This is a genomic window from Bradyrhizobium brasilense (assembly GCF_029714345.1).
Lineage (GTDB): Bacteria > Pseudomonadota > Alphaproteobacteria > Rhizobiales > Xanthobacteraceae > Bradyrhizobium > Bradyrhizobium australafricanum.
In genome coordinates this window covers 8,111,751-8,137,688 of the sequence record NZ_CP121669.1, presented here as the reverse complement: position 1 = coordinate 8,137,688, position 25,938 = coordinate 8,111,751, and the positions used below count along the sequence as shown (strand labels likewise).

26 protein-coding genes, 1 tRNA gene and 1 pseudogene are annotated in these 25,938 nt (G+C 64.8%); 17 read left to right on the top strand and 11 right to left on the bottom strand.

Annotation, left to right across the window (positions count from 1 at the left end; genetic code table 11):
• Positions 1 to 71: 71 nt before the first annotated feature.
• From QA635_RS37620 to QA635_RS37610, 3 genes are all read left to right on the top strand, one after another.
• Positions 72 to 1,043: an NAD(P)H-dependent flavin oxidoreductase gene (locus QA635_RS37620; RefSeq protein WP_283064901.1), complete on the top strand. Its 972-nt coding sequence runs from the start codon at positions 72 to 74 to the stop codon at positions 1,041 to 1,043.
• Complete coding sequence (locus QA635_RS37615; RefSeq protein WP_283064900.1) at positions 1,043 to 1,816, top strand: thioesterase family protein; 774 nt, start codon at positions 1,043 to 1,045, stop codon at positions 1,814 to 1,816. The genes QA635_RS37620 and QA635_RS37615 overlap by 1 nt, the downstream gene beginning before the upstream one ends.
• A 306-nt stretch (positions 1,817 to 2,122) precedes the next feature.
• A complete protein-coding gene (locus QA635_RS37610; RefSeq protein WP_283064899.1) occupies positions 2,123 to 4,243 on the top strand; it encodes an ATP-binding protein in 2,121 nt (706 codons plus the stop codon).
• Positions 4,244 to 4,420: 177 nt separating this feature from the next.
• Here QA635_RS37610 and QA635_RS37605 read toward each other — a convergent pair whose 3' ends face one another.
• Positions 4,421 to 5,983, bottom strand: a complete 1,563-nt coding sequence (locus QA635_RS37605) for an AMP-binding protein (protein WP_283064898.1) — start codon at positions 5,981 to 5,983, stop codon at positions 4,421 to 4,423.
• A gap of 65 nt (positions 5,984 to 6,048) precedes the next feature.
• Between QA635_RS37605 and QA635_RS37600 the strand changes: the two genes are divergently transcribed.
• The 3 genes from QA635_RS37600 to QA635_RS37590 all read left to right on the top strand — a co-directional run bounded on the left by QA635_RS37600 (position 6,049) and on the right by QA635_RS37590 (position 8,304).
• Entirely contained in the window at positions 6,049 to 7,044 is a 996-nt protein-coding gene (locus tag QA635_RS37600; protein WP_425249096.1) for an NAD(P)H-dependent flavin oxidoreductase, read from the top strand.
• 177 nt (positions 7,045 to 7,221) lie between these two features.
• A complete protein-coding gene (locus QA635_RS37595; protein WP_076825188.1) occupies positions 7,222 to 7,464 on the top strand; it encodes a hypothetical protein in 243 nt (80 codons plus the stop codon).
• A 108-nt stretch (positions 7,465 to 7,572) separates the two neighbouring features.
• Positions 7,573 to 8,304, top strand: a complete 732-nt coding sequence (locus QA635_RS37590) for a hypothetical protein (protein ID WP_283064896.1) — start codon at positions 7,573 to 7,575, stop codon at positions 8,302 to 8,304.
• A 41-nt stretch (positions 8,305 to 8,345) separates the two neighbouring features.
• On the opposite strand, the gene QA635_RS37585 is transcribed toward QA635_RS37590, so the two are convergent.
• Positions 8,346 to 8,525: a hypothetical protein gene (locus tag QA635_RS37585; RefSeq protein WP_283064895.1), complete on the bottom strand. Its 180-nt coding sequence runs from the start codon at positions 8,523 to 8,525 to the stop codon at positions 8,346 to 8,348.
• Positions 8,526 to 8,537: 12 nt separating this feature from the next.
• Between QA635_RS37585 and QA635_RS37580 the strand changes: the two are divergent.
• A pseudogene (locus QA635_RS37580) lies at positions 8,538 to 8,744 on the top strand (TetR/AcrR family transcriptional regulator); the annotation flags it as partial.
• Between the two features lie 3 nt (positions 8,745 to 8,747).
• Here QA635_RS37580 and QA635_RS37575 read toward each other — a convergent pair.
• From QA635_RS37575 to QA635_RS37565, 3 genes are all read right to left on the bottom strand, one after another.
• Positions 8,748 to 8,897, bottom strand: coding sequence for a hypothetical protein (locus QA635_RS37575; RefSeq protein ID WP_283064894.1), 150 nt, complete (start codon positions 8,895 to 8,897; stop codon positions 8,748 to 8,750).
• Between the two features lie 267 nt (positions 8,898 to 9,164).
• A complete protein-coding gene (locus QA635_RS37570; protein WP_028342576.1) occupies positions 9,165 to 9,416 on the bottom strand; it encodes a C40 family peptidase in 252 nt (83 codons plus the stop codon).
• Positions 9,417 to 10,071: 655 nt separating this feature from the next.
• Positions 10,072 to 10,941, bottom strand: a complete 870-nt coding sequence (locus tag QA635_RS37565) for a VOC family protein (protein WP_283064893.1) — start codon at positions 10,939 to 10,941, stop codon at positions 10,072 to 10,074.
• A 967-nt stretch (positions 10,942 to 11,908) separates the two neighbouring features.
• On the opposite strand from QA635_RS37565, the gene QA635_RS37560 reads away from it, so the two are divergent.
• Complete coding sequence (locus tag QA635_RS37560) at positions 11,909 to 14,155, top strand: TOMM precursor leader peptide-binding protein (RefSeq protein WP_283064892.1); 2,247 nt, start codon at positions 11,909 to 11,911, stop codon at positions 14,153 to 14,155.
• Positions 14,156 to 14,247: 92 nt separating this feature from the next.
• Positions 14,248 to 15,624: a SagB/ThcOx family dehydrogenase gene (locus QA635_RS37555; protein WP_283072051.1), complete on the top strand. Its 1,377-nt coding sequence runs from the start codon at positions 14,248 to 14,250 to the stop codon at positions 15,622 to 15,624.
• A 134-nt stretch (positions 15,625 to 15,758) separates the two neighbouring features.
• Here the strand turns inward: QA635_RS37555 and QA635_RS37550 are convergent.
• Positions 15,759 to 15,843: transfer RNA gene (locus QA635_RS37550), tRNA-Leu, on the bottom strand.
• Positions 15,844 to 16,373: 530 nt separating this feature from the next.
• On the opposite strand from QA635_RS37550, the gene QA635_RS37545 reads away from it, so the two are divergent.
• A complete protein-coding gene (locus QA635_RS37545) occupies positions 16,374 to 16,946 on the top strand; it encodes a disulfide bond formation protein B (RefSeq protein ID WP_283064891.1) in 573 nt (190 codons plus the stop codon).
• Positions 16,947 to 17,216: 270 nt separating this feature from the next.
• Here the strand turns inward: QA635_RS37545 and QA635_RS37540 are convergent, their stop codons facing one another.
• Together QA635_RS37540 and QA635_RS37535 are read right to left on the bottom strand one after the other, a co-directional pair.
• Positions 17,217 to 18,302, bottom strand: coding sequence for an AbrB family transcriptional regulator (locus QA635_RS37540; RefSeq protein ID WP_375167014.1), 1,086 nt, complete (start codon positions 18,300 to 18,302; stop codon positions 17,217 to 17,219).
• A gap of 325 nt (positions 18,303 to 18,627) precedes the next feature.
• Positions 18,628 to 18,909, bottom strand: a complete 282-nt coding sequence (locus QA635_RS37535; RefSeq protein ID WP_168857374.1) for a PsiF family protein — start codon at positions 18,907 to 18,909, stop codon at positions 18,628 to 18,630.
• 208 nt (positions 18,910 to 19,117) lie between these two features.
• Here QA635_RS37535 and QA635_RS37530 point away from each other — a divergent pair, with 208 nt between their 5' ends.
• Complete coding sequence (locus tag QA635_RS37530) at positions 19,118 to 19,603, top strand: hypothetical protein (RefSeq protein ID WP_076824984.1); 486 nt, start codon at positions 19,118 to 19,120, stop codon at positions 19,601 to 19,603.
• Positions 19,604 to 19,684: 81 nt separating this feature from the next.
• Here QA635_RS37530 and QA635_RS37525 read toward each other — a convergent pair whose 3' ends face one another.
• Complete coding sequence (locus tag QA635_RS37525) at positions 19,685 to 20,242, bottom strand: TetR/AcrR family transcriptional regulator (RefSeq protein WP_028342569.1); 558 nt, start codon at positions 20,240 to 20,242, stop codon at positions 19,685 to 19,687.
• A 208-nt stretch (positions 20,243 to 20,450) separates the two neighbouring features.
• On the opposite strand from QA635_RS37525, the gene QA635_RS37520 reads away from it, so the two are divergent.
• On the top strand, positions 20,451 to 20,885 hold the full coding sequence (locus QA635_RS37520) for an acyl-CoA thioesterase (RefSeq protein WP_057016296.1): 435 nt from the start codon (positions 20,451 to 20,453) through the stop codon (positions 20,883 to 20,885).
• Between the two features lie 5 nt (positions 20,886 to 20,890).
• Entirely contained in the window at positions 20,891 to 21,415 is a 525-nt protein-coding gene (locus QA635_RS37515; protein ID WP_283064890.1) for a PaaI family thioesterase, read from the top strand.
• Between the two features lie 77 nt (positions 21,416 to 21,492).
• Here the strand turns inward: QA635_RS37515 and QA635_RS37510 are convergent, their stop codons facing one another.
• Positions 21,493 to 22,425, bottom strand: a complete 933-nt coding sequence (locus tag QA635_RS37510) for an IS110 family RNA-guided transposase (RefSeq protein WP_283064566.1) — start codon at positions 22,423 to 22,425, stop codon at positions 21,493 to 21,495.
• Positions 22,426 to 22,721: 296 nt separating this feature from the next.
• Between QA635_RS37510 and QA635_RS37505 the strand changes: the two genes are divergently transcribed.
• The 4 genes from QA635_RS37505 (at position 22,722) to QA635_RS37490 (ending at position 25,495) form a co-directional block, all read left to right on the top strand.
• Positions 22,722 to 23,108, top strand: a complete 387-nt coding sequence (locus QA635_RS37505; protein ID WP_018269670.1) for a CidA/LrgA family protein — start codon at positions 22,722 to 22,724, stop codon at positions 23,106 to 23,108.
• A complete protein-coding gene (locus QA635_RS37500; RefSeq protein WP_225647868.1) occupies positions 23,105 to 23,827 on the top strand; it encodes an LrgB family protein in 723 nt (240 codons plus the stop codon). Before QA635_RS37505 ends, QA635_RS37500 begins: the two co-directional genes overlap by 4 nt.
• Positions 23,828 to 24,043: 216 nt before the next feature.
• Positions 24,044 to 24,781: a sulfite exporter TauE/SafE family protein gene (locus QA635_RS37495; protein WP_425249219.1), complete on the top strand. Its 738-nt coding sequence runs from the start codon at positions 24,044 to 24,046 to the stop codon at positions 24,779 to 24,781.
• Positions 24,782 to 24,817: 36 nt separating this feature from the next.
• Positions 24,818 to 25,495: a DsbA family protein gene (locus QA635_RS37490; protein WP_229192658.1), complete on the top strand. Its 678-nt coding sequence runs from the start codon at positions 24,818 to 24,820 to the stop codon at positions 25,493 to 25,495.
• A 193-nt stretch (positions 25,496 to 25,688) separates the two neighbouring features.
• Here the strand turns inward: QA635_RS37490 and QA635_RS37485 are convergent, their stop codons facing one another.
• On the bottom strand, positions 25,689 to 25,895 hold the full coding sequence (locus QA635_RS37485; protein WP_016841536.1) for a hypothetical protein: 207 nt from the start codon (positions 25,893 to 25,895) through the stop codon (positions 25,689 to 25,691).
• Between the last annotated feature and the right edge of the window lie 43 nt (positions 25,896 to 25,938).

The window sequence follows — 25,938 nt, the reverse complement described above, 5'->3', positions numbered from 1 at the left end:
AGATTGCCTTGTTGGTATGACGATCAGCATTCGAGACCAATCAACGACCAACACTTGAGGATCCGCTTCAAATGTCCATGCCTGCTCTGTTCAAGGGCCGCCTGTCTCTTCCCGTGATCGGGGCGCCGCTGTTCATCATCTCCGTGCCCGACCTCGTTATCGCGCAGTGCAAGGCCGGCGTGGTCGGCTCGTTTCCGGCGTTGAACGCGCGGCCGCCGGAGCTGCTCGACGAATGGCTGTACCGGATCAAGGAAGAGCTCGCCGCCTATGACAAGGCGCATCCGGAGCGGCCGTCGGCGCCGTTCGCGGTGAACCAGATCGTGCACAAGTCGAACAACCGGCTCGATCACGACATGGCGCTTTGCGAGAAGCACAAGGTGCCGATGATCATCTCCTCGCTCGGCGCGCGCGAGGAGCTCAACCAGGCCGTCCACGGCTGGGGCGGCATCGTCTTCCACGACGTGATCAACCAGAAGTTCGCGCACAAGGCGATCGAGAAGGGCGCCGACGGCCTGATCCTGGTCGCGGCCGGCGCCGGTGGTCATGCCGGCACGCTGTCGCCGTTCCCGTTCGTGTCGGAGACGCGGCAATGGTTCGACGGGCCGATCGCGCTGTCGGGCACCATCTCCAACGGCCGCGCCATCCGCGCCGCGCGCATCATCGGTGCCGACTTCGCCTATATCGGCTCGGCCTTCATCGCGACCAAAGAGGCAAACGCGGTCGAGGGCTACAAGGACATGATCACCAATTCGTCCGCCGAGGACATCGTCTACTCCAACCTGTTCACCGGCGTGCACGGCAATTATCTGAAGCCGTCGATCGTCGCGGCCGGCATGGATCCGGAAAACCTGCCGACCTCCGATCCCTCGAAGATGAGCTTCGGCACCGATGCATCCGGCGAGCGCGCCAAGCCGAAAGCCTGGAAGGAGATCTGGGGCTCGGGCCAGGGCGTCGGCAGCATCTCCAAGGTGGTGCCCGCAGCCGAGCTGATCGCCCGGTTCAGGAAAGAGTATGAAGACGCGGTCGATCCGGCGCTCGCCTGATGGAGCCGATCTTTCGCGTTGACGGCGACCGCGTCGTCACCAGTCCTGACGCCGCGGGTCCGTGGGATCCGCGGATGCAGCACGGCTCCGCACCGGCAGCGCTGGTGGTGTGGGCGGCCGAAGCCCTTCCGACGCCGGTGCCGATGCGGATCGCGCGCGTCACCATCGACCTGATGCGCCCGGTGCCGGTGGCGCCGCTGACGGTCTCGAGCGAGATCCTGCGCGACGGCCGCAAGATCCAGCTCTGCGGCGTCAGGCTGCTTGCCGACGGCGTTCTCGTGGTTTCGGCCAGCGTGCTCAAGATCAAGCAACAGACGGCCGAATTGCCGCCTGACATCGCCCCGCTTGCGGTCGATCTGCCGGGGCCCGACGAAAGTATGATCGAGCCGGGCAACCTTGCGAACAGTCCGTTCGTGAAGTGCATCTCGATGCGGGCCGCGCGCGGCCGCTTCGGCGTGACGGGACCTGGCGCGATCTGGTTCCGCGTCGACCGCCCGCTGATTGCGGGCGCCGCCGTCTCGCAGGCGATGCGGGCAGTGGTTGCCTCGGACTTCTCCAACGGCACCTCGCCGGCGCTCGATTTTAGCCAATGGACCTTCATCAACGCCGATCTCTCGGTGAGCCTGGCGCGCGAGCCGGTCGGCGACTGGATCCTGCTCGACGGCCAGTCCTGGATCGGGCCCGACGGCGCCGGGCTCGCAATGTCGCGGCTCGCCGATCAGCGCGGCTATTTCGGCCAGGCGATCCAGAGCCTGGTCATCGAGCGGCGCTAGCTCGGGCTATGTTTCTTCGACCTCCCTTGAAAAGGGAGGTCGCTTTGGGGACGGCTACGTCCAGCCACGTCTACAGTGCATGGGGTTGTTTCACCAATTCGCGGTGCAGGAACGCCAAGCGACTGCCCCTGCGGCAAAAATAACTCGGCTTCCCGGGAACGGTTGGCGGCAGGTGCGAGTTTCGCTCCCGTTAGGGGGTCCCATGATGCGTATTGATCCCGCCGCCGGCATCGTGGCCATGGCCGTCCGGCGGTTGTGTGATGTGCCGGACGGTGTCGACGCCCGGCCGCCGCAGGGACAGACGCGATGAAGCCTGGTCCGTCCTCGGAACGCGCGGTCATCCTCGCCGCGAGCGAGCGGGACGCCGTCAAGACTGCCCACCTGATCAAGGAAGCCGGCTATTACGCCAACATCTGCGGTGATCTCGCCGAGCTCGAACGCCAGATCGCAAGCGGGGCGGGCCTTGCCATCATTGCCGACGAGGTGATCAGGGCCGCCGATCTCGCCGGCCTGACGCACTGGCTGAACGAGCAGCCGTCATGGTCGGACTTTCCTATCGTGCTGATCAGCGAGAAGGGCGGGCCCGAGCGCAATCCCGAAGCAGCGCGGCTCGGCCGGGCGCTCGGCAATGTCACCTTCATCGAGCGGCCGTTTCATCCGACCACGCTGGTAAGCCTGGTCGCCGCGACGGTGCGCGGCCGCCGCCGCCAATACCAGACCCGTCAGATCCTCGAGGATCTGACCGAGAGCGAAGGTCTGCTGCAGACCGCGCTCAATGCCGGTCATCTCGGCGCGCTCGAGCTTCATCTGCCGGATTTCGAGCTCGAGGCGTCGCCGACCTGCAAGACTTATTTCGGGCGCAGGCCGGGCGATACCTTCACCTATCAGGATCTCCTGGCCGCGGTGCATCCCGACGACCGCGCGCGCCGGAGCGAGATCGTCGAACAAACGTTGCGCACCGGCTCGGATTATCAGATCGAATACCGCAACATCTGGCCCGACGGCACCGAGCACTGGGTTGACGTGCGCGCCCGTGCGGTGCGTCGGCCCGACGGCGGCATCCGCTCGCTGGTCGGCGTCTGCTCCGACATCAGCGCACGCAAGACCGCGGAGATCGAGCGCGAGGCATTGCTGGCGCAGCTTGCCGCCGAGCGCACCGCACTCGCCGAACTCACCGCGACGCTGGAGCAGCGGGTCGAGCAGCGCACCGCCGACTTGATGAAGGAGGTCGCCGCGCGCGAGCGGGCGCAGGAACAGCTCCGCCATGCCCAGAAGATGGAGGCGATCGGTCAGCTCACCGGCGGCGTCGCGCACGACTTCAACAATCTGCTGATGGCGGTGATGGGCAATCTCGATCTGCTGCGCAAGCGCTTGCCGGAGGACCCACGCCTGCGTCGCCTGGTCGACGGCGCATTACAGGGCGCCGAGCGCGGCGCGTCGTTGACGCAGCGGCTGCTGGCATTCGCGCGGCAGCAGGATCTGCGCGCGGTGCCGGTCGATCTCGGCGCGCTGGTGCGCGATATGAGCAATCTGCTCGAGCGCTCGCTCGGACCGCGCATCATGTTGCGGCTCGACATTCCCGAGGGGCTGCCGCTCGCCTGCGTCGACAGCAACCAGCTTGAGCTTGCGGTCCTCAACCTTGCGATCAATGCGCGCGACGCGATGCCGGACGGCGGCGTGATCGAGATCCGCCTCGCGGCCTGGCAGGCGAAGAATGATCCGGCGCTGCAGCCTGGCGACTATTTGAAGCTCTCGGTGATCGACAGCGGCACCGGCATGTCGCCGGACGTGCTGAAGCGCGCGATCGAGCCGTTCTTCTCGTCGAAGCCGGTGGGCAAGGGCACCGGGCTCGGCCTGTCGATGGTGCATGGGCTCGCCGTGCAGCTCGGCGGCGAGCTGGAGCTGTCGAGCGCGGTCGGCAAGGGCACCACGGCTGCGCTGGTGCTGCCGGTTGCAACGGCGGTGCCTGAAGTCGAGAGCCCGGCGCCTGCGGCGCAGGCGGTCAAGCGCTCGGCGGTGATCCTGCTGGTTGACGATGATCCGTTGATCGCGATGTCCACCATGGAAATGCTGGAGGACCTCGGTCACCGCGTGATCGGCGTCAATTCCGGACCCCAGGCGCTCGAAATCCTCAGGAGCGACCAGGAGATCGACCTGATGATGACCGATCACGTGATGCCCGGCATGACCGGCATCGAACTCGCCGCGGCTGCGCGCAAGGTGCGGCCGCAGCTTCTGGTGCTGCTCGCCACCGGCTATGCCGAACTGCCCGACGGCACCCAGGTCGACCTGCCGCGGCTGGCCAAGCCCTACCACCAGGATCAGCTGCGCGACCGGCTCGATCAGCTGCTCGGGCAGGGTGTGAAGCAGCGTACGGCCGGCACTGACGACCTTGCCGCACCTTCCACTCTCTCCCCGTCACCCTGAGGTGCGAGCGGAGCGAGCCTCGAAGGGCGCCGGCCCGGCTGGTGTCGCAAGCAGAGATAGCGCACGCTGAAACATCGGGGCCGTGCATCCTTCGAGGCGCGAGAGCGCGCACCTCCAGCGACAAAGGCGATGCCTTTGCGCGGGGATGACGGGACCAGCAATCGTCGTGCGAGCATCCTACCCCACCATGCGGTCGCGGCCGGTCCAGAAGCGCGCCTTCAGCACCTTCTTGTCGACCTTGCCGACGCCGGTCATCGGCAGCTCCTTGACGAACTGGATCTGCTTCGGCGCGTGCGCCGAGCCCTTCTTCGCCTTCACCAGTCCGATCAGCTCGTCGGCGTCGGGCACAGCGCCCTCGCGCGCGACCACGACGGCGGTGACGGCCTCACCCCATTTGTCGTCGGGCACGCCGACCACGGCGACCATCGCGACGTCGGCGTGTTGCGACAAGACATCTTCGACTTCGCGCGGGAAGATGTTGAAGCCGCCGGAGACGATCATGTCCTTCTTGCGGTCGAGGATGAACATGTAGCCGCGCTCGTCCATGCGCGCGATGTCGCCGGTGTGCAGCCAGCCGCTCTTCAGCGTCTCCGCCGTGATGTCGGGCCGTTTCCAGTATTCGGCCATCACATGCGTGGCGCGCACGCAGATCTCGCCGGCCTCGCCGGTCGCGACCTCCTGGTCGTCCTGATCGAGGATCTTGACCTGGCAAGCGGCGATCGGGAAGCCGCAGGACAAAAACAGGTCCGGCGTTTTAGGGTCATGATCGGCCTTGCGCAGCACCGAGACCGGATAGCATTCGGTCTGGCCGTAGAGCTGGGAGAACACCGGGCCGATCCGCTCGATGCCTTCGACCAGCCGGCTCGGCGACATCGCGGACGCGCCGTAAAGCAGGAGCTCGAGCGAGGAGAGGTCGGTCTTGTCGAGCGCGGGATGATCCAGCATCACATAGATCATGGTCGGCACGAACAGCGTGAAGTTGATCCTCTCGCGTGCGATGGTCGTGAACACGGCCTCCGGATCGAACCCTTTCAGCATGTGCACGGTGCCGCCGCGCATCAGCGTGGGCAGCACCTTGGTGCCGGCGACATGGCTGATCGGCGCCACGGTGAGGTAGCGCGGCGTCTCCGGAATCTCGAAATCGGCGAGGATCGCCGCGGCGAAGCCGCCATATTCGCGGTGATAGCGCAGCGCGCCCTTGGATTTGCCGGTCGTGCCGCCGGTGTAGTTCAAGGTCGAGATGTCGTCGGCGCGGGCGAAATTCTTCGCGCTTGCGCTGCCGGCGTCCCCGGCCACCTGCAACAGGTCGGCGCCGTAATCCGCCGGGCCGAGCGTGAACACGGTCTTCAGGCCCTGCGCCTTCGCCGTGAGCTCGTCGCCGCGATCGCGAAACGTGATGCCGTCGACGATCAGCATCTGCGCTTCGGAATCCTCGATCTGGAACAGCTGGTCGTCGAGCGAGCCCAGCGGATGCAGCCAGGTGATCGCGAGCCGCGACAATTGCACAGCGACGCCGGCGCACCAGGTGTCGGCGCGGTTGGCGGTGAGCAGCGCGACGCGGGTGCCGGGCGCAAAGCCGAGCCGCATGAACACGCTCTGCATGCGTCCGATCAGGTCGGTCGCGCCCTGATAGCTGAGCGAGCCGCCCGGCCATGCGAAGGCGGTGCGCGATGGATAGCGCGCCAGCGCCCGCAGGGTCTGTTCGCACACCGCCGGAAATGCATAGAGCGGATTGCTCATCTCGTTGTCCCTCCCACCTTTGTCTTTGGCTTTTGTCGTGCCAATGTTGCACCAAAGCTAACACAATGATGCAGGGAAGAAGCAACTTGTCCGCCGATCCTCTCGCGCGTTTTCGCGATCGCCTGCGGCTGCCGCTGATTGCAGCACCAATGTTCCTGGTCTCCGGTGTCGAGCTGGTGGGAGCCGCCTGCCGCAACGGCGTGATCGGTTCGTTTCCGACGGTGAATTGCCGTGAGACGGAACAGCTCGATGCCTGGCTCGGCGACATCGCGCGCCGCCTGCAGGCGCATGCCGATGCCAGCGGCCAAGCAGCCGCGCCGATTTGCCCGAACCTGATCGTGCATCGCTCCAACACACGGGTGGCCCAGGATCTTGCCGTGCTGCTGCGGCACAAGCCCGAGCTTGTGATCACCTCGGTCGGCTCGCCCGCGCCGGTGCTTGGTCCTCTGCACGATGCCGGCGCGCTGGTGTTCGCCGATGTCGCCTCGATCCGCCATGCCGAGCGCGCGGCAGCAGCCGGCGCCGACGGGCTCGTGCTGCTCACTGCGGGTGCGGGCGGCCAGACCGGCTGGCTCAATCCGTTCGTGTTCGTCCGCGCTGTGCGCGGCTTCTTCGATGGACCGATCGTGCTTGCCGGCGGCATCAGCGACGGCCACGCGCTCCGCGCTGCAGAGGCGCTCGGCTGCGACCTCGCCTATATGGGCACCAAGTTCATCGCGACGCGCGAGAGCATGGCGGACGGCAGGTACAAGCAGATGCTGGTCGACTCCACCGCCGACGACGTCATGCTCACGACGGCGTTCACCGGCCTGCAGACCAACATGCTGCGGCCCTCGATCGAGGCCGCCGGTCTCGATCCCGACGACCTGCCGGCACGCGGTGCGATCGACATCGGCAAGGACATCGACATCGGCGCCCGCGAAAGCCGCCCCAAACGCTGGCGCGATATCTGGAGCGGCGGTCATTCCACCTCCGGGGTGACCGGGGTGCTCGGCGTCGACGAACTCGTGGCGCAGACGGTCGCGGAGTATGAGGCGGCGAGCGCGCGGGTGCGGCTCTAGCGTCGCTGCTTTGACGCGGTCCCTTCGCGCCAACCGGTGCTCGAAAGCGCGCTGGTTCACGAAATAGCAGCACTCAAATCCCGCCCATCCGCTTAACGCGGCATTAACCATGCCAGTCCCAACAATAGCGTCACGGGTCACCACGGCTGGTCGCCCGGCAGTTTGTGGGAATGCGACATGGCCTTTGAGGCGCTCTCCAAGACCCCGGCATCGCTCGACGAGCTCCGGACCCGGGTGTTTTACGCCCTGCAGCGGCATCCGCTGTGCCGTCAGGTCGAATTCGACATTGTCAGCACGCCGCGCACCCGCCGCACCAACTGGACGGTCAGCATGCACACGGTCCAGCCCGGCGCGCTCTGGACGGCGCATGAGATCGTCGCCGATATCCAGGAGGCCTATGAGCTCGACGTCGCGGCCTGATTTTCCGGCCGTTTCGGGACAATTTCACCTATTTGGCGTCGTCACGGCACGGTACCGCCGCATTTCGCGCTCAGTTTGCGGTGACACCGGCCGGCAATGGAGTAGTTTTTGACCAGAGCCATCACCCTCGCCGCGCTGACATCCTTCCTCCTCGCCGGCGCCGCGATAACAGCCATTTTGGGCCGGGACAGCCTGCCGGCGGCGCAGGCCGACATTGGCCCGGTCGCCAACCGTGCCAGCAAGCAGGACAAGCTCGCGGTCAGCACGCTTGCCGCGGCCTCGTTTGAGGCGCCCCAGCCGATTGAGCCTCCCGCCAATCCGTCTCCGCTCCTGTTGCGGGCCCAAGCCGCGATTCCGGGCGCGACTGACACGGTGCGCCAGGCCTATGCCTCCGTCGAGCCGGCCGATGTCGGCCTGCCGAAGATCACCGACCCCGTCGATGCGGCTCAGCCGAAGATCGCCGAGCCCGCACCCGCGCCGGTCGCCCCGGCGCCGCCGAAGCCCAAGGCTGCGGCCAAGCCGGCGCCGCAGAAGAGCTACGCGCTGCTCAGCGACGCCCAGATCGCCGGCATCAAGGACCGGCTGAAGCTGTCGTCGTCGCAGGAATATTACTGGCCGGCGGTCGAGACCGCGTTGCGCGCCGTCGCCCGCAAGATCCACGCCAAGCGCCAGGGCGATCCTGCCGCGGGCAGCATGCCGATCGATCCGGACTCCGAGGAGGTCCAGCAGCTGAAGTCGGCGGCGATGCCGCTGCTGTTCCAGCTCCGCGAGGATCAGAAGAACGAGGTCCGTTCGCTGGCGCGCCTGATTGGCCTGGAACGCGTCGCTGCGATGATCTGAGCGCAGGGTTCGGCTGAGCCGGATCTGCGCTCCCTTATGCTCTAGCGGGCCTCCAGCGGCCGCAGCTTCTCCACCTTGCCCTGGGTTTCGACGAGCAGCTGCTTGATGAAGTCCTTATTGCGCTTCAGCCAGGGCTCGAGCGTCTGCCTGACGTCGCTTGGCGACTTCTTCTCGATCGCCTGCGCCAGCCGGGTCTGGAACGTCCCCCAATCCTTGAACATCTCCTTCAGCAGCGCATCGTCGAAGCGTTCATGCGCGAGGCATTGCCGAAAGCGTCCGGCGCGGTGCGCGCGATGGCCGGCGATCTGATCACGACGACGCTGAGCACGGTGGGCAAGGATTTTTCGGAGAGCCCGCGAACGCCCGCTGAGATCGCGACCTATGCCGACGCCATGGCCGACATGTTCTGCGCGTATCTGAGGAGTCTCGGAAAGCGCTGACGTTCACAGATAGTGCTTGGCGACCAGCAGAAACCCGAGCACGCCGCCGGTCACAGCGAAAACCCTCACGCCATTGCAGAGACTGACGTAAGCCGCCGACCAATAGGGAGCAGTCTGAGCGGCCGTCGCGACTTTTTTCGACTTCTGGGGCAAGCCAATTGGCTCCTGAAAAAGGCGCCGCCATCTGGTCAACACAGATGACGGCGCCCGTCTGAGGGCTTCAGGGCGAAACCCTGCTACAGCGTAAGCTGCGATCATGAACGGTTCGTATACCGCCGGGTGTCGCAAGCTCGCATGTCAGCCGAAGCGTCGAGGTTCCCTAACGCATCATCCGGAAAAGTGCGCAGCGGTTCTCCGAGAAGATCATGCTCAAATAAGAGGCTAAGGTGCGATGACGATTCGACCCAATCTCATCGCACTTTAGAACGAAGCGTAGGCATTTCGAAACGCGATGGCGCCAGCCAGCGAGCGCGGCCGCGTGCGCACGGCATGCCCGTCGTTGCCGCTCTGCACGATCCACTGGCCGTTCTCCTGACCCACGATCTTGCCGACGTGGTGACGCCAAACCACGATGGTGCCGACCGAAGGGCCGCCGGCATTGCTGCCGTAACGCGCCCAGGATCGGGCCAGATTGAATTGCGGACCGGGATCGCTGCCGACCTGGGTGCGCATGAACCACCCGCACCACGCGGCTGGGCGACCGGAATGTGCATAGTGCCGATGGTGATGGTGACGGCCGCGGGCTTCGGCAGTTGAAGCGAACGCCAAAAGAACCGCCACAGCGGCGAGAAGTTTACGCATTACAAAGTCCTTCTTGCTGTTGGCAGACCATCCATGTTGTGGGAGGAAGCGCAGCGATGATCTGCGATTGGCTTGCGAAGCGACCGCATCGGTCAGGCGACGCAAAACGAAGGCGGGGCATGGCCCGCGCAGGCGTTTAAGAAACGGGCTATGGCCAAAATATGGCCGGTACGTCCCGTCCGGCGGCCGCGACACTGCCGAAGACTTCAGGCGTGGTCCGCGCAATGGCTGCTAATTTGATCACCGCGGTTGTGCTGTCGGACAGCGACGCGTTGCCGAGCCGGCCAGCCTAGGATCGGCTGCCGATCGTGAATCAGTGCGGTGTGGTGATTGTAAACAGTCCGTCTTCGCTTTCGCGTTGCTCGAGCTTCGCCGGACACGCTTCGCCCTTGCAGGCTTCGCGGCCGCGCCACGCGAAGCCTGCAAAGGCGAAGCGTGGTGCACCATTCAGAATACAATTGCGCACCACTACCTAATTTAAACACCTATATGATTCTGCTGCGGACGAGGTCGAAACGTTTCCGACCTATCGCTTCGTCTTGCGAAGGATCAATTTGCCCTGTGAAGCGACATCACCCCACCTCGCGGACCAATTGAGTTCCGAGGCGGAGGGTCGCTCAGTGCCTTTCTGATCCCAGGCTCCCTGTAGCGCAAATAGAGCCCCTTGGGGATCGGCACATCGCAAGATCCAGCAACCGTCGGGCAACTCGATTGGACCTTGGAGGACCCGGCCCCCGCCAGCATCAACCCGCTTGGCAGCCGCACCGATGTCGTCGACATTGAAGTAATAGAGCCAGCAGGGTTGCGATACGCTCGGAAGTTTGGTGAGCATTCCGCCGATCGTCTGGCCGGCCGCCGAAAACAATTCGTACAGGTCGGCCGGCCCGGTTTCAGCGTGAGCCTTCTGCCAGCCAAGAAGCTCGCCGTAAAACGGGAAGATCTTGTTCCGGTCTTCAGCCAGCAACTCGTGCCAGCCCACGCGTCCAGGCTCGTCCAATCCGCTGGACTGCCGTTGGCCATATGTCAGCCCGGAAACCAGTGCAAACGTCGCTCCTTGCGGATCGGCGACCACCGAAATTCGGCCAATATTGCTGGCCGTCGGCGTTACCAGAATGGCGCCCCCACGACGGCGGACCTGGACGGCTTTCGCATCCACGTCATCGACGGCGATGTAGCCGACCCATCTCGGCCTCGCTCCCAATCGCAGCCCTTCATCCGGGAGATGCATGAGTCCAACTGCCGGGGCGTCGCCTGCAGTAAGCAGCGTGTAGGCGAATTCCGGAGTCGACGCATCTTCCACCGCCCAGCCGATGACTTTGCCATAAAATGCGGCTGCTGCCGACATGTTCGTCGTCAGCAACTCATACCAAGCGAAGCGTCCGAGTTGATCGACCAAGCTAATTTCCCCGTTCAAGCGGGCCGACGATTGCGCACTGCATCAAATTGCACCCGTTGCAATCCGCTCCACGGGCGCGGATTTTCGATTTAATCGACCAAATTGCGCGATATCGTTCATGAAGATGAATGCAATCAGAACGAGCTCTATTACATTTTGTGTATACCGTAATTCTTGTCTGCCTCGTTCGCTCGGCGTAAGATCGTGCTTCGGAAGTCCTTTCTTCCAAACTGGGAGGATGCGGCCATGCAGCGAGCGAAGCAAGCTTCGAGAAAGAAGCGAACGACCAACGCCGCGGTACCGGCGCTGGGATTAGCCGGTCTGACTTTTTCGCTCGCGGGCAGCGCATATGCGTCCGCCGTGCCCACCGGCGACGTTCAACACAAGCCGAGCTTCGCGCCGGGCCATCTGACGACGCTCAGTGAGGAAGAACTCGCCGACGTCAGTCTCGCCACCTTCCACCTCAATCTCATCGACGATGAAAGCGTCGGAGGCCGCGTGCTGCTCGCGCGGGGATGCGGTGGTTGCCGTGGCTGCGGAGGCGCCAGAGGTTGCGGAGGCTGCAGGGGTTGCGGAGGATGCAGGGCCTGCAGAGGCTGCCGCTGCGGTGTCGGTTGCGGTGGATGTGGCGGCTGCGGCGTTGGTTGGATCGGCGTAGGCGTGCCATTGGTCTCATGCGCAGGCTGCTGTGCATCCTGGGGCCGCTGCCGCTGGTGCTAGCGCTCACTGACTGGGCGTCGACACGTCGCGATTTCATTGGCCGGGCGCCCGAACGACCCGGCCAATTTTTTGCTTTCGTTATACATTCGCCGCGCCTGGCTGATCAGCTTGCCGACGGTGGGCGAGTGTGATCCAAATTGCTCGCAGAATGCCGGTGGCCGAACGCGGCGCACAAGTCGCGCAATGCCATGGTTTGCCGCGCTCCGGCGATCGGAAGTGACTGCAACAGGATCAGCGTGCCGCCCCGATGACAGTCAATGGCAAGAGCCGCACCGCGAGGCAGAGCCGCAAGGGCATTTTGCGATTCGCGCCGAACTTTACCGCTTATGTGATTCCTCCCGATGTGGTCTGCCTCTACTCCGAGAACCGCAAATTCTTCCTGCATGGTGATCTCTATTGTGCGGTGGCCGCGGCGATCGGCAAAAATGGTAAGGCTGCACCAGAGATCGTTCGCCAGCTCTCAAAGAATTTTCCCGCCGACAAGATCGAGGAAGCGATCAGGCGGCTGCTGGAGCGCCGATATATCGTAAGCGGCGCGCCGCACGCGTTCGCAGGCGCCGTCGATGGATATTGGGCGAGTCTCGGCCTGCCCCCCGAGGTCGCAGAACAGAATCTCCGCGATTGCCCCGTGCGGGTCGAAGCCATCGATGTCAAAGGCGCCAACGAACTTGCCGCGGCCTTGAGCAAGCTCGGTGTTCGGATCACCAAGCGGTCGCCCAAGCTCACGATCACACTGGCGAACGACTATCTTGACCGGCGGCTCGTCGAATTGAACGGAAAGCGCTTTGGCGATGGGACGCCCTGGCTGCTGGCGCAGCCGTCCGGCGTGTTTCCGCTGGTGGGACCCGTGTTCAAGCCGGGCGAGAGCGCCTGCTGGACTTGCCTGTTCGATCGCATGATACGCAATCGGGAGATCAAGGGATTTCTCGATCGCGGAGCGGCGCAGGTGGTCGCCGTATCGCCCCTGGTCGGCGACGCCGTCGGACAGATCGGCATCCACTTCGCTGCTGTTGAAATCGCAAAAGCGATTGCCTCGGGATTTCGTACCGATCTGCGCGATCACATCGCAAGCTTCGACCTGACCGGTGCCGTCATTGCCAAGCATTACGTCGCGCGACGCCCGCAGTGTCCTACCTGCGGCAGCAGGAAGCTGCAGAGTCCGCGCCGGGCGGCAGCGCCGATCGAGATCGCGGAGGGCGGAAAGCTCGTCATGACCAGCGGCGGTTACCGCGCCGTGACGTCGCGAGCCACCGTAGCACGGTTCCGCAAGCACGTCAGTCCGCTGACCGGCGTCGTCTCACGGCTCGAGCGGATCGAGGCCGATCTGCCGATGAACACGAACTTTTTCGCCTACCACAATTTCTCGGCGCCGGCCTGGAACGTCGACCAGCTCAGATCCGGATTGAGCGGCGGCAGCTTCGGCAAGGGCTCCACAGCCGAGCAGGGCGAGGCCAGCGCGTTGATGGAGGCGATCGAGCGCTATTCGGGTATTTTCCAGGGCGACGAGATCAGGACGAAGCGCCGCTTTGTCGATTTCGCTCCCGGCGCCGCTCTTCTTCCCAACGAAGTACAGCTTTTCAGCGACGCGCAGTTTCAAAACAGACATACCTCGCAGCCGGACGATTCACATCTGGTGCCTGAGCCGCTCGATCCCTCGACCAAGACGGAGTGGTCGCCGGTCTGGTCGTTACGGGACAAGCGTTTCAAACATCTTCCAACGGGCCTCTTGTACTTCTTCTATGGCGGCTTCCACACGGATTCCAACGGATGCGCGGCCGGCAACACCCGGGAGGAAGCCATCGTTCAAGGCTTCCTCGAACTGGTCGAACGCGACGCCTACGCGATCTGGTGGTACAACCGGCTGCAACGTGCAGAAGTCGACCTCGCGCAATTCGAAGATCCCTATGTGCGGGATCTGCAAGCCCAGCTTGCCGATGCAGGGCGCAGGCTTTGGGTGCTCGACATCACCAGCGATCTCGGCATTCCCTCTTACGTGGCGATCATCCATTGGATGCAGAACGGACACGAAAATATCGAATTCGGTTCCGGCTCGCATTTCGATCGCCGCATAGCCCTGCTGCGTTCCCTCACCGAACTGACCCAGTTCATGTCGATTGGCATGATGGGCGGCGGGAGTGGCGAGAAGCCGACGCTGGACGGTGTCACGCCGCTGCGACTGGACGATTATCCGTTCCTGATCCCCAGCGACAATCCGATCGTGCCGTCGGCGCCGAGCCTCAAGGTTCACGACAACGCGCGCGACCAGGTCAATGCCTGCATCGAGATTGCCACCGGCGCGGGATTTGATTTCCTCGTGCTCGACCAGACGCGGCCCGATGTCCAGGTGCCCGTCGTCAGAGTGCTCGTTCCGGGGTTGCGGCATTTCTATCGCCGCTTCGCGCCCGGCCGACTTTACGATGTTCCGATGAAGCTCGGATTGCTGAATCGTCCGCGACTGGAAAGCGAGCTCACGCCATTCCCTCCACACACCTGAAGGCTGGCTCGTTGCGCAACTTCCGGAAAACGAAGCTCAGGAAGATCGCACCCGTCATCGTCGCCCGATTGAACGGTCGTTGCTCCCTTCACATGCAGGCGGACGGAAGCATCGCTGCAGGCTTGGGCGGCTACTCGATCAATCTGGGACAATTCAGTGCGGCAGCGGTCGACCGTGCGGGACATCTCACCAGCGGCCTGCCGCTCGCCTCCTTTGCGGGCAAAGGCGTCCTCGCGAGGCAGGTTCATGCCCTCGTGCGGCGACTGGCAGGGCACGGACTTCTCGAATACCGCCTATACTCTCCGCGTGACGAGCAAGACCTCGTGGTCATCGAGCCGCAGGTCGCCGAATACTGGCCACAACGCGCAAAGCTGGGGAACGGTGATACCATTGTGTTGTCGCGCTTCGCCTATCTGCGCCGGCGCGGCAGCGAGATGGTGCTGGAATCGCCGCGCGCCGGCGCGCTGTTTCGGATTTTCGATCCCGCCATCGCCGCCACCCTCGCTGCCCTGTCGCGGCCTCAGAAGATCAGCAACCTTCGCCGCCATGCGGCCTCCGCCAACCTCGATCTGCTCGGATTGCTGCTCGACAGCAAGATGCTGATCAAGCTCAATGCGAAAGACGGCGACGGCCTTCGGGTGAATGAAGGCGACGGCAATCTCGTTCTCTGGGACTTCCACGATCTCGTGTTTCATACGCGGAGCACGGAGGGCCGGCACACCAATCCAGTTGGCGGCGCGTTCACCCATGCGGGCGTCGTTCCACCGCTACCCGCGGTGCGTCCGCCTTGGCCCGGCAAGAAGATCGACCTCGGCAAATTCTCCACGTCGGGGTCGGTCTCGCACTTCGCGAAGCTGTTGCGCGAACGCCATTCAATACGAGATTTCGACGACCAGCATCCGGTTACGCTCGCCGAGCTCGCGCAGTTTCTCGACACGACAGCCCGCGTGCTGTCGGAATGGAAGATGAGCGCAGATTTTGACGGCGGTCCCGAGGTCACCTACAGCGCAAGACCCTATCCGTCGGCAGGCGGCGCCTACGAGCTGGAACTATACTTGGCGGTCTTGAACTGCGGGGAGCTTGCACGTGGACTTTACCACTATGACGCGGGCAGCCACGCGCTTGTCGCGATCGACACCTCCGCCCAACAACTCCAAGCGCTTTCTACGGCGGCCGAGTTTGCCATGGACGCATCCGGTCCACCGCAGGTCTTGATCACGATCGCCGCGCGCTTTGGGCGGATCTCCTGGAAATACAGCTCAATCGCATATTCGTTGATCCTGAAGGACGTCGGCAACCTGATCCAGACGTTCTATCTGACGGCGACCGACATGGGCCTTGGTGGCTGCGCGATCGGCACCTGCAACATCGATCTGTTTGCAAAAATGACGGGGCTTGAATTCCACGTGGAGGGCCCGGTCGGTCAATTCGCGCTCGGGCGCGGCAGGAAACCGGCCCCCTCTAGCTAAAGGGGAGGTCTTTCGAATGTTTACGGCCTGGATCGCACGCGAATGGCGCCCAGCGGCGGGATTCGGCTTCGCCCTTCGGGCTACGTCGGGACGAGCCTTCGTGCGGACGGCTTGTCGGCTACGGCTGCGCTGAATGGTGCCCCTGGCCGGAATCGAACCAGCACTCCTTGCGGAACTCGATTTTGAGTCGAGCGCGTCTACCAGTTCCGCCACAGGGGCATTCGCAATGGTCCCGGCCGGGAAGGCCAGGGTCGCGAAGCGCGGCGGACTATAGCGGGCGGCCCGTCACGGTCAACCCGCGCGGGCGGGATGTCCCGCGCCCCGGCAGCGGAATTTCCGGCGGGTGTGACCCCAAGGACGACGCAAAGCCGTCGCCCGTCCGTATGGCAGTCACGGAAGAGTTTGCCCGGCGGCGGCAGCCTGCCACCGTGCCCATGCCCGGCCGCGGCTGCGGCTGCGGCAACGTGCTCCGGCACGGAGGCGCGAGCGTAACGGTATTGTCCGTTCGTCGATCTCGATGACGCACATGAACGCAGGCTGCTCAATCCGAGTCTTTTCTTTTCCGATGAGCTGCAGGGGGCGATGACCCAGTGGGGCCTGCGCGTTCCCACGCATCATCGACTGAACGCGATCTGACCGCGGCGGACGGCGGCCGTCACGGTCAACCCGCGCGGATGTGATTGTCCCGCGCCTCGACAGCGGTATTTTCACGCGATACGACCGCAATCGACGACCTTGGAGCAGGGCCCATGACCCTCCCGAACGATGCTCGCAGGAGGACCGACGTGACGATTGCCACCGCCCATCCGTCGCATGCTTCCGCCGCCGGCAATCCGGCGCTGACCTCGGCGCTGGCGATTGCCGTGATCGCGGCGGCGACCCTGGCCGGCGCCTGGTTCTTCCAGCTCGTGCTGGAGATCATGCCCTGTCCGCTCTGCCTCGAGCAGCGCTATGCCTATTACCTCGCGGTGCCGCTCGGCGCCGTGGTGGCGCTCGCGGCCGCCCGCGGCGCGCCGCGTCCGGTGCTGCTCGCCGGCCTTGCGATCCTCGGCCTCGCCGCGCTCGCCAATGCCGGGCTCGGCACCTATCACGCCGGTGTCGAATGGGGGTTCTGGCCGGGGCCGACCGATTGCACCGGCCCGATGGTGGATTTCGGCAAGGCCGGCTCGCTGCTGGACCAGCTCGATAAGGTCAAGGTGGTGCGCTGCGACGAGGTGCAGTGGCGCTTCCTCGGCATCTCGCTGGCCGGTTACAACGTGCTGATCTCGCTCGTGATGGCCGCGATCGCCGGTTGGGGCGTGATGAAGGCCGCGAGGGCATAAGCCCGTAGGGTGGGTAGAGCGAAGCGAAACCCACCATCCTTGCTGCGGAACGAAGCCGATGGGTTTCGCTGCGCTCTACCCATCCTACGCTTCCACGGATAAAGCCTGCCCGTCTCTCGATCCGTCATGCTGAGGAGGCTGCGAAGCAGCCGTCTCGAAGCATGCACGGGCACTGACCGGGCCGTTCATCCTTCGAGACGCGCGGAGCCTGTCATCGGGCCGCGCTTCGCGCGGACCCGGTGGCGCTCCTCAGGATGACGGTTGTTAGAGCTAATCGTCGACGTCGTCCTGCGGCCGGCCGAACAGATGGATGATGCCCGGCGTCGAGATGGTGACGAACAGGAAGCGCGACAGATGATGCGCGCCGACGAAGATCGGGTCGATGTGCAGCGTCAACGCCAGCGCCAGCATCGCGTCCATCGCGCCCGGCGCGAAGGCGACCACGACATCGGCGAGCCGCACATGGGTGGTGAAGCCGATCACCGCGACGAACACGGCCGAGATCAGGATGGCAATCGCAAACGAGCCGAGCCCGGCATTGACGTGACTGAGCAGGGTCGAGGTTTTCATCCGCGCGAAGCGGGTGCCGATGATGGCGCCGATGCCGACCAGCGCGACGTTGCGGAGCCAGGGCGGCAGGCCGCCATCGACCAGCCCGGAGCCGTGCAGCAGGCTGGAGGCGAGCATCGCGCCGAACATCCAGCTGGCGGGGAATTTGATCCAGCGCAGCAGCAGCGAGACGCCGATCGATAAGGCGACCAGCGCGACGAGGCCGAACGGCGAGGCGACCGTCGTCGGCAATGGCGGCGGCGCTGCATGCGTCACCCCGGTCAGCGCCAGCACCAGCGGCAGCGCCGCGGTCAAGATGATCACGCGCATGGTCTGCACCACCGCGATCGCCGCGACGTCGGCGCCCTTTTCCGCGGCGAGGATCGTGATCTGCGACAGCGCGCCCGGGCTGCCGGCGAGGAAAGCCGAGGTCTGGTCCCAGCCATGGATGCGTTGCAGATAGAGGCTCGAGCCGAAGGTCGAGCAGAACGTCGCCAGCGCCAGCAGGCCGATGGTGAGCGGATAGGAGCTCATGTGCTGCAGCAATTGCTGCGACATCAGCGAGCCCAGGGAGATGCCGAGCAACAGCAGCACCGATTGCGTCAGCACCGCCGGCACCGCGAGCGGCCGTCCGGCCAATGCGGCGATCGCGACCGCGACCATCGCCCCCGAGATCAGGCCGCCCGGCAATTCTGCCCACAGAAACAGCAAGCCGCCGACGGTGCCGATGACGAGGGTCTCGAGCCCGTTCAGGACTTTGCTGCGGTCGGGAATGGCCGTTGCCATCGAAGCGCGGATCAGGGTCACGCCGCCTTATGGCAAATTCGCGTGAACGCGACAAATGCATCTCGCGATTGCAGCATTGCGCCCCGGCTCGCCCGGCGCACAGATTTTCACCCTTCGAAACGAGCCGGGGGATTGCGATCAGTGTCGCCACAAACTCGTCATGTCCGGGCAGAAGCGAAGCGCGTCTGCGCGGAGGTGTCCCGGCCATCCACGCCTTTGCCACGCGCAAGCCAAGACGTAGATGCCCGGCACAAGGCCGGGCATCACGGGTTCGTCGAGCGATCGAGCGCATTTGCGATTGCCCTCCCCGATGGGGAGAGCGAATCGGATCAAACCTGTCCGGACGTTACTTCGTCGCCGCGGGCGCAGCGGCGGCGCCGCCCGACTTCTCCTTCTTGCACTCGGAGCGGAATTTCTTGCGCTCCTTGCCGTGCAGCCCCTTGGCGTCGGCTTCCTTCGAGCATTCCAGCGACTCGGCGGTGCGCGGCTTCTTCTCGGCCGGCGCCTTGGTCTCGGCCTTCGGAGCGGCGTCCTTGGCGGCGGGCGCGGCCGTTTGCGCGAAAGCTCCGCCCATCAGCAGCAGGGAGGCCAGGGCGGTTGCGGACGCGAGCGTGGAAATCGTCTTCATGGGGCACCTCGTGAGGGAAAGAGGGCCGAAACGTCGCGCGACGATGCTGAACCGTGGATGAACATGCAGCGGTCCCGCCGCCACAATATTTTAACGCGCAGGCGCGCAGGTGCGTTGTCGCAAGTCGGGGTTGCGCTAGGATAATGGTCTTACGCCAATGCTCCCCACGGGAAACCGACGGGAAACCAGGGATGACGGGAGACCAGGGATGACCATTCAAACCAGATTGTTGTGCGTGCTTGCGGTGTCGGGCTTTGCAGCCTTTGCGGCGAGCGCACCGGCGCAGGCCCTGACCGCGCAGGAATGCAGCGCCAAGTACCAGGCGGCCAAGTCGGCCGGCACCCTCGGCGGCCAGAAGTGGAATGATTTCCGCAAGGCGCAGTGCGGCGCCGACGCGACCCCGGCTGCGGCGCCCGCCGCTCCGCCGCCGGCAGCCGCCGCGCCCGCTCCGGCCGCGCCGAAGGAAGCCAAGCAGGCGCCCGCCGCGGCACCGGCGGCGCCGGCAGGACCCGCCGTATTTCCGAACGCTATCGACCCCAAATACGCCAAGGAGTCCGAAGGCAAGGGACGCATGCACACTTGCGTCGACCAGTACAACGCCAACAAGGCCACCGGCGGCAATGGCGGCCTGAAGTGGATCCAGAAGGGCGGCGGCTATTACAGCGAATGCAACAAGCGCCTGAAGGGCGCCTGAGCGAGCCGACCGAGTTTGGCGAGCGGCCGGCGTAAGCCGGCCGCTTTCCGTTTGCACCGGCTCTATTGGCTGCAACTCTCTCTACGGGTTTTCCGTCAGCAGCTTGTCCGCCGACTGCGCCAGCAATTGCGCGCGCTTGCGCGGGCCGCGCTCGAGGAACAGCAGGCTCTGGCCGAAGATGAAGCAGTAGAACAGGAAGGCCTGCGCATCGGCCTCTTCAGTCGGCAGCCCGGTGGCGCGATAGAGCTGGGCGACATTCTTCAGCCGCGCGGCATCGACGCTCGCGGCGGCAGCGGCAGCGGCCTCATCGGTGCGCGCCCATTGCCGGATCGCGAGCTCGACCGCCATCGCCTCGGTGTTCATGCGCTCCGAATACAGCGTGATGATCGCCTTCAGCCGCTCGCGCGCACTGGCGCCGTCGAGCGCGGTGTGCTTCTCGATCGATGCGATGCGGCCGTCGCGCCAGCGCGTCAGCATGGCCTCGAGCAGCGCGGCGCGATCCCTGAAGCGGCGGTAGAAGCCGCCCTTGGTGACGCCGAGATTCTTCGCCAGCACCTCGACCCGCACTCCGTCGACGCCGCTATGCGCGAGTTCGGCGAAGCCGGCCGCGACCCAGACGTCGCCTTTGCTTTCAGTCATGCGATCTCCGCGCATCCATAATGCGCGATGGGATCGTCATCGCGCATTAATCGCTTGTTTGTGCATGATCTCCGCGCAAACGCGTTTGCGTTTGTCGCGAGGGAAAACCGCTTCGCACTTTTCCGGATCATGCTTTGATACGGTACCGTATTGCTAGCCTGCTTCGTCCCTGATACGCTACCGTATCAAAAATCGAAGGAGGGATCCGATGGAGGGCGAGGCGACCTATCGCGGCACGGTCTATCCCTGGCACTGCGACCATATCGGCCACATGAACGTCATGTGGTATGTCGGCAAGTTCGACGAGGCGAGCTGGAACATGTTCGCGCGGCTCGGCCTGACGCCGAGCTACCTGCGCGAGTCCGGCCGCGGCATGGCCGCCGTGCAGCAGAACATTTCCTACAAGCGTGAGCTGCTCGCCGGCGACCTCGTCGAGGTCAAGAGCCGGCTGGTCGAGTTCCGCGACAAGTCGATCCGTATCCTGCACGAGATGCGCAATGCGGAGACCGGCGAGATCGCCGCGACCTGCGAGATCGCGGCCGTGCATATCGACCGTGCCGCGCGCAGATCGACGCCGTTTGCGCCGGCGATCCGCTACGCGGCGATGCCGCATCTCGTGCCGTCCGAGCCCGCAATCGCGTGACCGCCATGCCGCGTTTCGAACCGAAGAATCCAAACTATCGCGCCGTCGCGACCGATACGTTCGCACGCCAACGCGCGATGCAGACGCTTGGTATCTCGATCGCGCGCATGGAGCCCGGCGAGGTCGATCTTGCGATGCCCTATGCGCCAGAGTTTTGCCAGCAGAACGGCTTTGTGCATGCCGGAATCATCACCGCGGGGCTCGACAATGCCTGCGGCATCGCCGCCTTCACGCTGATGCCCGAAGGCTCCGACATCCTCACCGTGGAGTTCAAGACCAACCTGCTGGCGCCGGCCCGCGGCGAGCGGTTCGTGTTCCGCGGCGTCGTGGTCAAGCCCGGCCGCACGCTGACGGTCTGCGACGGCCGCGCCTACGCGATCCAGGACGGCGTCGAGACGCTGGTCGCGACCATGAGCGGCACGCTGATGGCGCTGGCGCGGCGGGAGTCGCGTGTGGTCGCGGCGGAAGGCCAATCCCGTCATGCTGAGGAGCCGCATAGCGGCGTCTCGAAGCATGCACGGCCCGGCTAGTGGCCGTGCATCCTTCGAGGCTCGCCCAGCGGCGCAATTGCGCCGCAAGGCTCGCACCTCAGCGACTGTGTTCTTCGTCAAGCGGATTGCCATGGTTTTTGGTCCCTGAGCATGGCGTTGAGGGTTGTGAGGACTTTGCGTGCAACGGCGATGAGGGCGACCATCTTGGGCTTTCCAGCGGTCACCAGGCGTCGGTAGAAGACCTTGAGCTGCGGATGGTATCGGCTGGCCGACAGGGCGGCCATGTAGAGCCCGGCGCGCAGCTTGGCCCTTCCACCGCCGATCATGCTCTTGCCCTTCCAGCGGCCCGACTGGCGGGTGAACGGGGCAAGACCGGCGAGGCTCGCAATCTGACGCCGATTGAGCGTGCCGAGCTCGGGCACCTCGGCGAGGAAGGTCCGTGCGAGGGTGTTGCTCACGCCAGGAAAGCTGACCAGCAACTCCTCCTTGGCGCGCCAGACTGGCGAGCCGCGCACCAGCGTGTCGATGTCGTTGTCGATCTCCGGCAGCTCCTTCTCGAGGACCTTGATATGGCGGGCAAGGCTCTTGCGGACGCGGACGTTCTCGGCCCGCTTCTCGCGCTGACGCTCGGCAACGATCATCTCGATGATCTGCCGTCGGCGGCTGACCAGTTCGGCCAGCAGCCGGGCTTCCTGATCCGGCATCGCACGCGGCTCCGGCTGCACCGCCTCGACAAACCGCGCGATGACCGCCGCATCGATCGGGTCCGTCTTGGCGCGCTGGCCAACCGCCTGCGCGAAGTGCCGGATCTGGGCCGGGTTGACCACCACCAGCGGCAGCCGGGCGCCGGCCAGCGCCGCAGCAACGATCGTCTCGAAGCCGCCGGTTGCCTCCACCGCAATCAGCGCCGGCGAGATCGCCTGCAAGCGCGCAACGAGCTCTTCCAGGCCTTTGCCGTCACGCGCCACGGCAAAGGCTTCTCCGCTCGGACGGACATGCACGTCCAGTCGGTCCTTCGACACATCAATGCCAACGTAGATCGCGTCCATCTGCACCCATCCTTGCGCAACCGGGCTCGCCAGGCGGCCCTCGCGACTGTTCGGGTTCAATGGAACAACGGACGGGGCGCCGCGCTGAGGTCCGGGCTTCAAAGCCCTGGGATGAAGCGGTCTCCCGTCCGTTACCGCACCGGACACTCTATCCGATCCAGTGCGTCGTGGCTTACAAGGATGACGGGAGTGAAAGCGGCGGCGCCCAAGATCTGCGCACGCATCCAAGACCCGCGCATTGACAAGGTCCCGCCACACCGACCTGATAGGCGGATGCGTCGCGTGAGCTTCCTGCCATGATCGCCAGCCTCAGCCTGATCCTGCTCTGCCAGCTGGTCGGCGAGGTCGCCGTGCGCGCGCTGGCGGTACCGGTGCCGGGCCCGGTGGTTGGCCTCGTGCTGCTGCTGTTGCTGCTGTTGGCGCGCGACCGCTTTCCCGCGCTGGCGCGCGGGCCGCTCGGCGATGACGGCGTCGAGAGCGCGAGCCGTGGCATGCTCGCCAATCTCTCGCTGCTGTTCATTCCGGCCGGCGTCGGCGTGGTGCAGAAGCTCGATTTGCTCGCCGAGCACGGCATCGCGGTCCTGGTGATCCTCGCGGTGTCGGTCATCGTCACCCTGCTGGCGACGGTTGCGACCTTCGTTGCGGCGAGCAGTTTGTTGTCGCGCGAGGAGGAGAGGCCGTGAACGACAATCCGTTCTCGCTCTGGGTCTACCTTTCGCAGTCGCCGCTGCTCTGGCTGACGGTGACGCTGTTGACCTATGCTGCGGCCGACGCGGTGTCGCTGAAGACGAGGCGGCACCCGCTCGCCAATCCCGTGCTGCATTCGGTGTGGATCATCGGCGTATTCCTGCTGCTGACCGGGACCTCCTACACCACCTATTTTGCCGGTGCGCAGTTCGTGCACTTCCTGCTCGGGCCGGCGACGGTGGCGCTTGCGGTGCCGCTCTACGAGAACCGCCGGCGGGTCGCGGCGGCGATCCTGCCGATGCTGGTTGCGCTCGCGATCGGCTCGCTGACGGCGATCGTCTCGGTGGTGCTGCTGGCGCAGGCGTTCGGGCTGCCGCGCGACGTCATCCTGTCGCTGGCGCCGAAATCGGTCACCGCCGGCGTCGCGATGGGCATCAGCGAATCCCTGCATGCCGATCCCTCGCTGACCGCGGTGTCGGTGATCCTCACCGGCATCATGGGGGCGATCATCGTCACGCCCCTGATGAACTTCACCGGCATCACCGACTTTCGCGCCCGCGGCTTTGCGGCGGGCATCGCTGCCCATGGCATCGGCACCGCGCGCGCCTTCCAGGTCGACGAGGTCGCCGGCGTCTTTGCCGGGATCGCGATGAGCCTGAATGCGCTGGTCACCTCGCTGCTGGTGCCGCTGGCTGTGACATATCTGCTGCGCTGAGCATGATCCGGAAAAGTGGGAACCGGTTTTCCCTCGCGACAAACGCAACGCGTTTGCGCGGAGATCATGCTGATATAGAGAGTCCGGCTGCAGGGCAGTTTTGTGCTATTGGTATGGCGTTGAGCAGCAAATCCTTCTAGGGTCGCCGCCTCAAACGCGAGTCTGTTCCCCTTGGTCTTCTCCGCAACTCAAAGCATGCTTGGGCTGGCATCGGGCATGCTGGTCGGCTTTTCGCTGGGCCTGGTCGGCGGCGGCGGCTCGATCCTTGCCGTGCCGCTGATGGTCTATGTGGTCGGCGTGCCGGAGCCGCATGTCGCAATCGGCACCTCGGCGATCGCGGTCGCCGCCAACGCCGCGGTCAATCTCTCCAACCACGCCCGCGGCGGCACCGTGATCTGGTCCTGCGCGCTGGTGTTCGCACTGTCGGGCATGCTGGGCGCGTTCGGCGGCTCGCTCCTCGGCAAGATGCTGGAGGGGCAGAAGCTGCTCGCGCTGTTCTCGCTGGTGATGCTGGTCATCGCGGGCCTGATGCTGAAGAACCGCGCGCGGGTCGGGCTGACCGACGTCAAGATCTCGATGTCCAACATGCCCGCGATCATCGGCCTCGGGCTTGCCACCGGAACCATGTCCGGCTTCTTCGGCATCGGCGGCGGCTTCCTGATCGTGCCGGCGCTGATGCTGGCGACCGGGATGCCGATCATGAACGCGGTCAGTTCCTCGCTGGTTGCCGTCACTGCCTTCGGCATGACCACGGCCCTGAGCTATGCGTGGTCCGGGCTGGTGTCGTGGGGCCTGGCGGGGCTATTCGTCGCCGGCGGCATCGCGGGCGGCCTCTTGGGCACACGCAGCGCCCGCCACCTGTCGGAACGTCGCGGCGCGCTTAATATCGTGTTTGCGACTGTGATTATCGTGGTGGCGATCTATATGCTGCTGCGTAACATCAATGTGTCCTGAACGTAGAAGGGCGCAGAGCTCTTGCGAAAGCCAGCCATGAACCAAATGACGAAATCGCCCCTGATCAACGCCGGTGCCACCCGCCGCGGCGCGCTCGGCCTGATCGGTGCCGGCATCGCGCTCATGGCCGCGGGCGCCGCGCGCGCCGAGGACGACAATGTCCTGACCGAGGAGCAGGTGCTGCGCGATCCGGATATTCCGGTGATCGGCAACCCCAAGGGCGACATCACCATCGTCGAATGGTTCGACTACAACTGCCCCTATTGCCGCAAGCTCGCGCCGGAGCTGCGCCAGGTGGTGCAGGACGACGGCAAGGTCCGCCTCGTGCTGAAGGATTGGCCGATCCTCGGACCGGTCTCCAAGGTCGCGGCGCGGATGGCGCTGGCGGCGAAGTACCAGAACAAGTTCGACGTCGCGCATGAGGCGATGATCTCGGTCAATTCGCGCATCACCGAGCCGCGCATCGCCGAGTTGCTTTCGGGCGCCGGCCTCGACATGGACCGGCTGAAGAAGGATCACGACGCCAACGCCAAGGCGATCGACGCGATCCTTTCGCGCAACAACGAGCAGGCGCTGGCGTTCGGCTTCAACGGCACGCCGTCATTCATCGTCGGCAAGTACCGCGTACCGGGCGTGCTCAGCATGGATCAGTTCGAGCAGGTGATCGCCGACGCCCGCAAGGCCAATATGGGCCGCAAGACCGAGCAGAATTAGCCTTTGGCCCCTGCTGTTGAGGAGCGCTGACAGGTCCATGCGAAGTGCTCGTTTCGTTGGTTTTCGTCATGGCCGGGCTTGTCCCGGCCATCCACGTCTTTTCTGTCGAAGCGAAGCAAAGACGTGGATGCCCGGCACGAGGCCGGGCATGACAAGTTTTGCGGATATGATTGTGTCGGCTTGAAAACAATCGTTACTTCGCCGCGATCTTGTCCCACTGCTCGCGGGTGCGCGTCTTCAACAGGTTCCAGTCATGCGCTGCGACGTCCCAATTGACGATGGTGCGCGTGTCCTGCGCCACCTCGCCATTGGCGACGCTCGATGTCCGCATGGAATCGTAGACGTAGACGCCGCATATCAGCAGCAGCGCGCCCAAAATCATGCCGAAAAAGGTCCGCATCGCTTAATCCCTCCGGTGTCGGAAGCATAACGTCGCCGGGCTC

Excerpts from the sequence above, each read along its gene's own strand:
- QA635_RS37535 (WP_168857374.1), bottom strand. The coding sequence starts at position 18,909 with ATGAAGACGATTTCCACGCTCGCGTCCGCAACCGCCCTGGCCTCCCTG.
- QA635_RS37515 (WP_283064890.1), top strand. The coding sequence starts at position 20,891 with ATGCCGCGTTTCGAACCGAAGAATCCAAACTATCGCGCCGTCGCGACC.
- QA635_RS37525 (WP_028342569.1), bottom strand. The coding sequence starts at position 20,242 with ATGACTGAAAGCAAAGGCGACGTCTGGGTCGCGGCCGGCTTCGCCGAA.
- QA635_RS37555 (WP_283072051.1), top strand. The coding sequence starts at position 14,248 with ATGCAGGCGGACGGAAGCATCGCTGCAGGCTTGGGCGGCTACTCGATC.
- QA635_RS37615 (WP_283064900.1), top strand. The coding sequence starts at position 1,043 with ATGGAGCCGATCTTTCGCGTTGACGGCGACCGCGTCGTCACCAGTCCT.
- QA635_RS37520 (WP_057016296.1), top strand. The coding sequence starts at position 20,451 with ATGGAGGGCGAGGCGACCTATCGCGGCACGGTCTATCCCTGGCACTGC.
- QA635_RS37545 (WP_283064891.1), top strand. The coding sequence starts at position 16,374 with ATGACCCTCCCGAACGATGCTCGCAGGAGGACCGACGTGACGATTGCC.
- QA635_RS37585 (WP_283064895.1), bottom strand. The coding sequence starts at position 8,525 with ATGTTCAAGGATTGGGGGACGTTCCAGACCCGGCTGGCGCAGGCGATC.
- QA635_RS37490 (WP_229192658.1), top strand. The coding sequence starts at position 24,818 with ATGAACCAAATGACGAAATCGCCCCTGATCAACGCCGGTGCCACCCGC.
- QA635_RS37485 (WP_016841536.1), bottom strand. The coding sequence starts at position 25,895 with ATGCGGACCTTTTTCGGCATGATTTTGGGCGCGCTGCTGCTGATATGC.
- QA635_RS37605 (WP_283064898.1), bottom strand. The coding sequence starts at position 5,983 with ATGAGCAATCCGCTCTATGCATTTCCGGCGGTGTGCGAACAGACCCTG.
- QA635_RS37505 (WP_018269670.1), top strand. The coding sequence starts at position 22,722 with ATGATCGCCAGCCTCAGCCTGATCCTGCTCTGCCAGCTGGTCGGCGAG.
- QA635_RS37595 (WP_076825188.1), top strand. The coding sequence starts at position 7,222 with ATGGCCTTTGAGGCGCTCTCCAAGACCCCGGCATCGCTCGACGAGCTC.
- QA635_RS37600 (WP_425249096.1), top strand. The coding sequence starts at position 6,049 with ATGATGCAGGGAAGAAGCAACTTGTCCGCCGATCCTCTCGCGCGTTTT.
- QA635_RS37560 (WP_283064892.1), top strand. The coding sequence starts at position 11,909 with ATGACAGTCAATGGCAAGAGCCGCACCGCGAGGCAGAGCCGCAAGGGC.
- QA635_RS37510 (WP_283064566.1), bottom strand. The coding sequence starts at position 22,425 with ATGGACGCGATCTACGTTGGCATTGATGTGTCGAAGGACCGACTGGAC.
- QA635_RS37570 (WP_028342576.1), bottom strand. The coding sequence starts at position 9,416 with ATGCGCACCCAGGTCGGCAGCGATCCCGGTCCGCAATTCAATCTGGCC.
- QA635_RS37530 (WP_076824984.1), top strand. The coding sequence starts at position 19,118 with ATGACCATTCAAACCAGATTGTTGTGCGTGCTTGCGGTGTCGGGCTTT.
- QA635_RS37495 (WP_425249219.1), top strand. The coding sequence starts at position 24,044 with ATGCTGGTCGGCTTTTCGCTGGGCCTGGTCGGCGGCGGCGGCTCGATC.
- QA635_RS37610 (WP_283064899.1), top strand. The coding sequence starts at position 2,123 with ATGAAGCCTGGTCCGTCCTCGGAACGCGCGGTCATCCTCGCCGCGAGC.
- QA635_RS37620 (WP_283064901.1), top strand. The coding sequence starts at position 72 with ATGTCCATGCCTGCTCTGTTCAAGGGCCGCCTGTCTCTTCCCGTGATC.